Annotated in this window: 2 protein-coding genes; both read right to left on the minus strand. The window is 44.7% G+C overall.

Features of this window, described 5'->3' with window-relative positions; translation table 11 throughout:
* Positions 1 to 378 precede the first annotated feature (378 nt).
* Positions 379 to 1,317: a hypothetical protein gene (locus VJ464_21535; GenBank protein ID HKQ07723.1), complete on the minus strand. Its 939-nt coding sequence runs from the start codon at positions 1,315 to 1,317 to the stop codon at positions 379 to 381.
* Position 1,318: 1 nt separating this feature from the next.
* Positions 1,319 to 1,780, minus strand: coding sequence for a trypco2 family protein (locus VJ464_21540; GenBank protein HKQ07724.1), 462 nt, complete (start codon positions 1,778 to 1,780; stop codon positions 1,319 to 1,321).
* Between the last annotated feature and the right edge of the window lie 328 nt (positions 1,781 to 2,108).

Here is a 2,108-nt window from a genome sequence, read left to right on the forward strand (position 1 = left end):
TCGGTGCAGCGCCTGCTCTTGCACTTGGAGATGGCCACGGGATTCGGATTACCGATGATCGCGGATCGAACACGCATCAACCGAAACAGCAAGCGAGCACAATCGCGCCTGTTAGCGATTGCGGGAAAGGCGCCCAACGCCGGACATTACCGGGCCGCCGAACGGCATTGCCAGTAACCTTGAGAACGGCGCAGCGGCGGCTCCGGTGCATGTCGTTGTTAGGTGGTTTGTGGTTATGTCCTGCTTTCTGCCTCGCTTGTTCATCCTCATGCTTCTTTCTGTTTTCATCTCTTACTCCATAGCTATTGGAGCCAAGACATAAAAGATATTTTTGAGCAGTTTGTTGAAAATTAAATCCGATAACTGCTCCTCAGATGATTATGGTGAGCGTTCAACCCGCAGATCATTTGGGTCATCTGGATTAACCCAGCGATAGCCGTTAGCAGGATGGAATTTCCCATCCTTGCCCTTAATTAATCCTGGTATGAGTTCAACACAGAAATTATTTGGGTCGTCTGGATAAACCCAGCAATAGCCATTAGCAGGATGAATTTTTCCATCTTTCTTAATCAAGTTTGGCGCTAACTCAACCTGAAAATCATTAGGGTTATCTGGATTTACCCAGCGATTCCCCCTGGTAGGCAGCAACCGCCATTTTTCGCCCACCCTCAAATCCGGCATAGGCTCCACCCGAAAATCATCTTCATCATTAGGGTTGACCCAGCGATAGCCGCCAGGAGGGCGAAATTTTCCGTTTGGCTTACGGATTAAATAGGGGTAGACATCAAGTTGTTGATCTGATGATTCTGCCACTGCCCTCCAGTTAACCTCGAGTTCTTCTTGGGAACTGACATTCTCAGGCTCTTTAGGTGAACTGTAGTATTCATCACAACGAGAAAATGAAACCGTCGTACGTAGCCCAGTGGTCCCAATGGGGCGGACCTTATAGAAAGCGTTTCCTCCCATAACCGCTTCTGCCAATTTGTAGGGATGCGGTACAAATTGCCGATATATATGTTCGCCATCTATTTTATTAGTGTAAAAGAAGCTCTTGCTTCCAAGATACCTGTTATGCTCTGCATAGAATTTCACTTCGTAACGAATAGAGCTGGCAATATAGAATCCGCTCTTAGATAACTCCCGAGGGTCGAACAATACCACAAGATAATCAGAATTTTTGGGATAAATACTCACAAACCATATCAAAGAATGTTCATCCTCATTCGAGGCGAATGTCTCAGTTGGGATAAATAAAAACAGACCAATCATAACGATTAAATAGGCTTTATTTAGATAGGAGTGACCAACTTTCAGCATATTACTTTTTCTCCTTTGGCAGTGGATCGGATATCATGGCAGACTCATCGGCCTGCGGTGGTGTTTTAGAAGCTTTTGTTTTCCGATTTTGAGGCTGAACAACAGTCATATGTAATTTTATTTTTTGAGCTTTTTCAGAGTCAGATTCTGTTTCCCCACCTACCGTTATTACTTTGAACTCAGCTTGTCCTGACTCCTTATTAACAGCTTTGACAACAAAATTAATTTCCAGATCAAAGTCTTTGAGTTCAAAGAGAGCGGCTTTTCCTTCCCTTTCTCTGTTTTGCTCCATCTCTATGAGTTCTGATTTGACTTTTTCGATGAGATCTTTCACACCAAGTTCAGCAGAATCTACCTTCGCTGTAGAAGATGATCTTCTGTGGTTATATAACATGACTATAAGCAAGAAAATTATTGCAATGGTAATAATAAGATCTAGTTTAGATTGAGATATATCCAGCATTTTGCTGACTCCTAAAATACATTTATTGTCTAACCACTTCAGGTTCTGCTACCTCAATGGCTTTCAAATGTAACCACCTAACGAACACACATCACCGGGCGCGCGAACGGCATAGCGGGAATGATAAGAGTTGCGCTTCGCGCGCTCCGGTGCATGTCGTTGTTAGGCCACTCTCGGATGGCTCTCACTCTCTATCTCGACTCATCCATTTCAACGCGCTTCTCTCGGGAATGCGGCCAGCCGATCACGATTAAGCAGACGTAGATTATCAGCGTATACGCCGGCACCGCCAAAGCCAAGCCAACCTGATAGTAGAAAGGTGCTCCCA

The organism is Blastocatellia bacterium (assembly GCA_035275065.1).
GTDB lineage: Bacteria > Acidobacteriota > Blastocatellia > UBA7656 > UBA7656 > DATENM01.